Annotated in this window: 5 protein-coding genes; 1 reads left to right on the top strand and 4 read right to left on the bottom strand. The window is 68.6% G+C overall.

All coding sequences use genetic code 11. The features are described from left to right. Positions 1-887: 887 nt before the first annotated feature. Complete coding sequence (locus VFG33_RS06890; RefSeq protein ID WP_325023583.1) at positions 888-1,577, bottom strand: phosphotransferase; 690 nt, start codon at positions 1,575-1,577, stop codon at positions 888-890. Between the two features lie 45 nt (positions 1,578-1,622). Then, positions 1,623-3,101 carry a tRNA (N6-isopentenyl adenosine(37)-C2)-methylthiotransferase MiaB gene (gene miaB / locus VFG33_RS06885; RefSeq protein ID WP_325023581.1) on the bottom strand — a complete coding sequence of 493 codons (1,479 nt, stop codon included), beginning with the start codon at positions 3,099-3,101 and terminating at the stop codon, positions 1,623-1,625. Positions 3,102-3,202: 101 nt separating this feature from the next. On the opposite strand from miaB, the gene VFG33_RS06880 reads away from it, so the two are divergent. Next, positions 3,203-4,747, top strand: coding sequence for an amidohydrolase family protein (locus VFG33_RS06880; protein ID WP_325023578.1), 1,545 nt, complete (start codon positions 3,203-3,205; stop codon positions 4,745-4,747). Between the two features lie 127 nt (positions 4,748-4,874). Here the strand turns inward: VFG33_RS06880 and groL are convergent, their stop codons facing one another. Both groL and VFG33_RS06870 read right to left on the bottom strand, forming a co-directional pair. After that, positions 4,875-6,524 carry a chaperonin GroEL gene (gene groL / locus VFG33_RS06875; protein ID WP_325023576.1) on the bottom strand — a complete coding sequence of 550 codons (1,650 nt, stop codon included), beginning with the start codon at positions 6,522-6,524 and terminating at the stop codon, positions 4,875-4,877. A 21-nt stretch (positions 6,525-6,545) separates the two neighbouring features. After that, on the bottom strand, positions 6,546-7,377 hold an 832-nt coding region (locus VFG33_RS06870), incomplete at its 5' end, for a zinc-binding dehydrogenase (protein WP_325023574.1).

The raw sequence follows: 7,377 nt of genomic DNA, 5'->3' as shown, positions 1-7,377 counted from the left end.
GCCCGGCCGGGAGATTCCGGTACCTGACCGGGAGGTTACTGAGTGCTGGACGTCCGGGACACCCCCTGCCGAACCACCTAGCGGAACGCGCGCACCACCAGGCGGACCAGCCAGTGAACCACCCGGCCGATAGCCGCCTGCTCGACCGATACCGCCCTACAGACCGGCATCGGCCCAACGACCCGGCATCCGACCCGCCGGGCCTACCGCCGATAGCAGGTTGTTCGACCGATAGCGCCGAGTAGGCCGCCATCGGCCACACAGCCCGGCAGCCGACCGCCCACACCACCGGGCCCGGCGTGGACCCCACCAGCCACCCACCGCGAACCCACAGTTTCGGGGGTTATCCCCTGAAACCGTGGGGTGGCGCGCAGTATCCACGCTGACAACCCACGGTTTCAGGGGATAACCCCCGAAACTGTGGGTTCGCCAGAAGGGGACTCGCACAATTCCGCCCGAGGGCACCTGTGCCCGGCGGAACCACCGGAACCGGCTCCACATCAGCCCCCAAAACAACCCGGGCGGGTGGGACCACGGAAGCAGCTCACACCTCCGCGCGGGATCCGCGTAGCTGCGTCCTTCCCTGGTCGACGTGGTGCGGGTCAAGGGTCGAATTTGTTCGATCGCCGAAGGCGACGCCAAAGGCGCCCTTGACGCGCACCACGTCGACTAGCACACTCCCGCAGCGGAGACCGCGCAACCACATCACCAATGCACCCGGTGCAACCACCCCGCCAGTGCGGCGCAACCACAGCACCAACGCAATCACAGTCCCGTTGCCGGGGCGACTTCGTGATCGGCAGGCCGGCGGTCGCCCGGGTCAGACAGTTGCTGACGGCAACCACCTTGGGGAGCGCCTGCCACGGGATGCCCAGCGGGTCGGCGTACTAGGTGGGTAGGTGGGTTCGGATCAGGGCGGCTTGGGCTGGGAGTAGGGCTAGTTCTTCTGGGGTCAGAGTGATGTTGGCGCCTCGGGCGGTGAGGGCTGCTTCTAGGCCAGACGTCGGGTCTATCGAGTGCGCCAAATAGCTGGACAGGGCTTCGCGGAGTAGTGGGGAGAGCTCGGCCCACACCGGGTCCAGCGCTACCTGGGCAAAGATGATTGCGGTCATGGCGACGTCGAATTCCGGTGTGCCTTCCTCGGCGTTCCGCCAGTCGATCACCATCGGGCCGTCGGGCGTGAGGATGACGTTTTCTGGGTGGAGGTCGCCGTGGACGACTACCTTGCCGGGGGTGCCGCTGGGGGCGGGGATGGCATGGAGGCGGCGGTGCAGGTCTGCGTGCATTCGGCCGAGTGCCACGGGGCCGATGTCTCCGGCGAGCGCCGCGTCCGCGAGGGTGGGGCCGGTCAGGCGTTGGATGACCATGTCGGGGCCGTTCACGTCGCGGACCGCCGGCACCGGGTAGTCGTACTTCGCGACCCAGCGCATGAAGTCCGCTTCATCCCGGACTGGGTAGCCGTTGCGGTAGCGGCGCAGGACCCAGTCGTCGTCGACGGAGTAGACGTCGGCGTCCCGCCCGGACGCGAAAGGCTCGGCGTCGGGCGGAAGCACGTGATCAGCCGGCCCGGAAGCCATCTGGAGCAAGGATCCGGGCGAGTTCGCGGCCGAGCGCGGCTGGCACTAGTTGACCTGGCAGCCGGTGGTGGCGGGCTCCAGGGGTTTGGCGCCGAGGGTTGGCATGCCGAGCATGACGCCGGGAGTTGACGAACCGGCCGGGGCATCCTGGGCTGCTTCCCAGGCGTCGCCGGCCCGCGTCCGGCGTACTGCGCCGAAGAGGTCGGCGACAAGGTGGTGTGGTGCCGCGTAGGTGATCTCGACTGTTGCCATGTCACCCGGTCGCGGACGCTCGACACCCTCGGGCAGCGCGAAGTGGACCAGGCGGTTGTCGCGGGCGCGACCCGAGAGGCGGTGGGTGGCGGCGTCCTTGCGGCCCTCCCCCTCGGCGATCAGGACCTCGACGGACCGGCCGACGACCAACTTGTTCTCGGCCCAGGCCATGTCGTCCTGCAACGCGACCAGTCGCTCATAACGCTCCTGTACTACGGCCCGCGGCACCTGATCCTCCATCGACTCGGCCGGGGTGCCGGGGCGCTTGGAGTACTGGAAGGTGAACGCGCCGGCGAAGCGGGCCTGCCGGACCACGTCGAGCGTGCCCTGGAAGTCTTCCTCGGTCTCCCCCGGGAACCCGACGATGATGTCGGTGGTGATCGCGGCGTCCGGCATCGCAGTACGGACATCCTCGATGATCTTGAGATAGCGATCGCGACGGTACGAGCGGCGCATCGTCTTGAGGATCCGGTCCGAGCCGGACTGCAGCGGCATGTGCAGGGACGGCATCACGTTCGGGGTCTCGGCCATCGCCTCGATCACGTCCGCGGTGAAGTCGCGCGGGTGCGGCGAGGTGAACCGCACGCGCTCCAGGCCCTCGATCGAACCACAGGCCCGCAGCAGCTTGCCGAACGCGAACCGGTCGCCGAACTCCACGCCGTACGAGTTCACGTTCTGGCCCAGCAGCGTCACCTCGAGCACACCCTCGGCGACGAGCGCCTCGACCTCGGCGAGCACGTCACCCGGGCGGCGGTCCTTCTCGCGGCCGCGCAGCGCCGGGACGATGCAGAACGTGCAGGTGTTGTTGCAGCCGACGCTGACCGACACCCAGGCGGAGTACGGCGACTCGCGGCGGGTCGGGAGCGTCGACGGGAAGACGTCCAGTGACTCGAGGATCTCGACCTGGGACTCCTCCTGCACCCGGGCGCGCTCCAGCAGCACGGGCAGTGAGCCGATGTTGTGCGTCCCGAACACGACGTCCACCCAGGGCGCCTTCTTGGTGATCGTGGCCCTGTCCTTCTGCGCCAGGCAGCCGCCGACGGCGATCTGCATGCCGGGCTTCTTGGCCTTCACCGGAGCCAGGTGACCGAGGTTGCCGTAGAGCTTGTTGTCGGCGTTCTCGCGGACCGCGCAGGTGTTGAACACGACCACATCGGCCTCGTCACCCTCGGGCGCGCGGACGTATCCGGCATCCTCCAGCAGGCCGCGAAGCCGCTCGGAGTCATGCACGTTCATCTGGCACCCATAGGTGCGGACCTCGTATGTACGCATAACAGCCACCAAGAGTACGTCCGATGGTGGACATTCCCCTACCTGGGATAGGGCGCCTGCAACCCCTGACCCCGGCACCGGCGGCAACAACCATAGAGCCCATGAACAGTTCACGACGTCAGTTCCTCGCCCGTACGGCCGTCGGCGCCGCTGTGGTCGCCGGTGGCTCCTTCGCCGCCGGCCCGGCGTCCGCCCTGATCAGCCCGCTCGCCGGAGTCGGCAACACCCCCATCACCGCGCTCACGAACGCGACCGTGATCGACGTGGCCACCGGCCGCCGGAACCGGCACCAGACCGTACTGATCAGCGGTGACCGGATCATCGGCGTGGGCCGGAACCTGCCGGTCCCCCGCGGCGCGACCGCGATCGACCTGACCGGCAAGTTCGTGATTCCCGGCCTGGCCGACATGCACGTGCACGCGCTCGACACCGATCGCGTCGACCCGGCTCTCCAGCTGGCGAACGGCCTCACCACCGTCCGGGTGATGTCCGGCGACCCGCGTGCCTACGACTGGCGCGACCGGACTGACGCCGGCACCCTGCTCGGACCGCGGATGGTGGTCGGCAGCCAGATCATCGACGGCGACCCGACCCTGTGGGACCCGAATCTGATCAAGGTGCTGGTCGTCCAGGACGAGGCGACCGCCCGGGCCGCCGTACGGCAGGTGAAGGCGGAGGGCGCGGACTTCGTGAAGGTCTACTCGCGCCTCAGCCCAGCGGCGTACCGGGCAATCCACGACGAGGCGCGCAGGCAGGGACTGACGGTCGCGGGCCACGGCCCGGACAAGGTGTCGATCCCCGAGGTCGCCGCAGCCGGGCAGCGCAGCATCGAGCACATTCACGCGATCGGCCTGTCGGTCTCGAGTCAGGAGGCCGAGGTACGCCGCCGACTGCTGGCCATCACCCTGAAAACCGGCGACTACAACGCGTGGTTCCGCCAGTTGCACCCGATCGAGTGGCTCGCTGCCAACACCTACAGCAAGTCCCGGGCGGCTGACGTCTTCGGCCAACTGAAGCGCCGGGACACCCGCGTCACCCCCACGCTCACGATGCACCGCGTCCTGGACATGCCCGACTACACCGCTCCGGATCCGGCCACGCTGAAGTACGTCAGGGCGGACACGATGGGCACCTTCGAGTACGTCCTGGAGAACCTCTACAAGGCGAACCGCCCGGCCGAGGAGATCGCCCGCCAGCAGCAGATGTGGGCCTACCGGCAGCGCTTCGTCAAGGAGCTGTTCGCCCATGGCGTCCCGATCCTGACCGGCACCGACACCGGTACGCCGTGGATGGTGCAGGGGTTCGCTCTCCATGACGAGCTGGAGTTGCTCGTCGGAGCCGGCGCCACTCCCCAGCAAGCGCTGCGCGCCGCAACCGTCGAACCCGCGAGGTTCCTCGGGATGAGCGACGACCTGGGATCCGTCGAGCCGCGGAAGATCGCCGACCTGGTCGTCCTCGACGCCGATCCCCTGACCGACATCCGCAACACCCGCCGGATCCACTCGGTCATCACCCGCGGCCGAGTCATCTCCCCAACCGCCCGAACCCAACTACTCGCCGACGTAGAAGCAGCCGTCCAAGAACCCGCAGCCGCAGGCGCCGTCGTGGCAGGTGGCTGCTGCGGCACACACCGCCCCCACAGCTAACACCAGCAAGCGGAAGACACCCGCGAGATGCCCCGATCCTGCACACCAACGGGGGTGCGCAGGATCGGGGCGCAGCGTGGGCCCGGCCGGCCCTGGGGTTGCCGGGGCCGGCCGGGCGTAGTGCGGGTTAGTAGATGTTGGAGGGGCGGACCATGCCTTCGGCGAGGTCGCCGAAGCCGGGGGCCATGATTGCGCCTGGGTTGCCGAGGATCTCCTCGACTACGGCGGTCTCGGTGGTGATGAGGAGGGCCGCGATCGAGGCCGCGCTCTCCAGCGCTGCCCGGGTGACCTTGAGCGGGTCGATCACCGCTTGCTGGAACATGTCCGCGTACTCCCCGGTGAGCGCGTTGAAACCGTGCCCGAGCGGCAGTTCCGCGACCCGTGCGACGACCTCGTCACCGTCGTACCCGGCATTGATCGCGATCCACCGCAGCGGCTCCGGCAGCGCCCGCCGGACCACCTCGCGACCGATCGCCTCGTCTCCGGTCAGCTCGACCTTCGAGACCACGTCCAGCGCCTGGACCAGAGCGGTGCCACCACCAGGTACGACACCCTCCTCGAGCGCTGCCCGGGTCGCCGCCAGCGAGTCGTCGACCCGCAGCATCCGCTCCTTCAGCTCCACGCTGGTGGCGCCGCCGACGCGGATCACCGCGACCTTGCCGGCCAGCCGCGCCATCCGCAGCTGCAGGCTGTCCTGGTCGGCCTCGATCTTGGCGCGCTCGAACTGCTTCTCCAACTGGGAGATCCGCGCTTCCACCAGTCCCCCGTCGCCGTGACCGCCGACGATCGTGGTCGCGTTCTCGGTGATCGTGATCCGGTCACAGGACCCCAGCAGCTCCCGAGTGACATCCTGCAGGTCCAGCCCGGTGTCCTTCGCGATCACCTGGCCGCCCAGCGCGGTGGCGAGGTCCTCCAGCTCCGCGATCCGCCGGTGCCCAAACCCGGGAGCGTGCACGACAACGGACCGCATCGTGTTGTGCATGTTGCCCCCGACAAGCAGCTGCAGGGCAGGCCCGTCGACATCCTCAGCCAGCACTACGAGGGGCCGCTCCGCGCGCTGTGCCACCTCGAGCGTCGGCATGATCTCCTGGACCTGCGTGATCTTCTTGTTCGTCAGCAGGATCAGCGGGTTGTCGTAGACGGCCTCCATCCGCTCCCGGTCCGTGACCATGTACGCCGACACGTAGCCGTGGTCGAACTCGATGCCGTCGACAACCTCCACCGACATCCCCAGCGTGTCCGACTCCTCGGTCGTGACGACGCCGTTGCGCCCGACCCAGTCGACGGCGTCGGCGATCACCTTGCCGATCACCTCGTCATCACTGGCCGCGAGGGTCGCGATGTGCTGCAACTCCTCCCGGCCGCCGACATCGGCCGCCCGCGACCGCAGCGTCTCGATCACCACCGGCACGGTCTGCTCGATCCCGCGCCGGACCCGCATCGGGTTGGCGCCGGCGTCGACGGCGCGCAGTCCTTCCCGGACCATCGCCTGGGCGAGCACCGTGGCCGTGGTGGTGCCGTCGCCGACGACACCGTTGGTCTTCATCGCCACTTCCTTGACCAGCTGGGCGCCCATGTTGGCGAACGGCTCGCGCAACTGGATCTCCCGGGCGATTGTGACGCCGTCGTTGGTGATCGTGGGCGGGCCGGTCAGCTTCTCCAGCACCGCGTTGCGGCCTTTCGGCCCCAGCGTCACTTTGATCGCGTCCGCCAGTGCGTTCACCCCGGACTCGAGCAGCCGTCGGGCGTCGACGTTGAACCGCAGTTCCTTAGCCATTGGTCAGTTACCTTTCGCGCGTCACGGGATGAGAATCGCCCGACCGCGGACCAGGCCGTGGTCGAGGTCGTCGATCGCCTGCTGGAATTCGTCGAGCGGGTACTTCGTGGTGTGCAGCGCGACCTTGCCCTGGGCCGCCAGCACCATCAGGTCCTGCAGGTCGTTGTACGAACCGACCAGGTTGCCGATGAAGTTGATCTCGGTGGAGATCACGTCGATGGTGGGGACGTCGAGGTTCTCGCCGTACCCGACGACGTAGTAGTTGCCGGCCTGGCGCAGCATCGCGATGCCGTCGGCGGTGGCGCCGCCCTCGCCGACGAAGTCGACCACGGCCTCCGCGCCGTTCCCGCCGGTCAGCTCCGAGACCTGCGCGACCTGGGTGCCGTCGGCAACGATCCCCTGGTCCGCACCGATCTCCACCGCGAGCCTGACCGCCGCCGGGTTGCTGTCGACCACGACCAGGGTCGCGGCCGAGATCGCCTTCAGCACCTGGATCCCGATGTGTCCGAGTCCACCGGCGCCGATGATCACGCAGACGTTCCCCGGCCGGAGGGCACGGGCCGCCTTGGCCGCCGCGTGGTACGCCGTCAGGCCGGCGTCGGCGAGCGCCGCGACATCCGCCGGCTCCAGCGAATCATCGATCCGTACTACGCTCCGCGCCGTCGTCAGCAGGTACTCCGCATACCCTCCGTCGGTGTCGATGCCCGGGAACTTGCTGGACTCGCAATGCACATCGTCACCGGACCGGCAGGCCCGACAGAGCCCACACGTGATCAAGGGATGCAGGATCACCTTGTCCCCGACCCGAACATTGCTGACCGCACTGCCGACCGCGTGCACCCAGCCGGCGTTC

Origin of the sequence: Kribbella sp., assembly GCF_035687465.1 — a bacterium.
In the GTDB taxonomy this organism is placed as follows: Bacteria; Actinomycetota; Actinomycetes; order Propionibacteriales; family Kribbellaceae; genus Kribbella.
The sequence above is the reverse complement of the archived record's forward strand: the minus strand, read 5'-3'. Positions and strand labels throughout refer to the sequence as shown.

What these genes read in the sequence shown, in the direction of transcription:
- VFG33_RS06890 (WP_325023583.1), bottom strand. Translation starts at nt 1,577, where the DNA reads ATGGCTTCCGGGCCGGCTGATCACGTGCTTCCGCCCGACGCCGAGCCT.
- groL (WP_325023576.1), bottom strand. Translation starts at nt 6,524, where the DNA reads ATGGCTAAGGAACTGCGGTTCAACGTCGACGCCCGACGGCTGCTCGAG.
- VFG33_RS06880 (WP_325023578.1), top strand. Translation starts at nt 3,203, where the DNA reads ATGAACAGTTCACGACGTCAGTTCCTCGCCCGTACGGCCGTCGGCGCC.
- miaB (WP_325023581.1), bottom strand. Translation starts at nt 3,101, where the DNA reads ATGCGTACATACGAGGTCCGCACCTATGGGTGCCAGATGAACGTGCAT.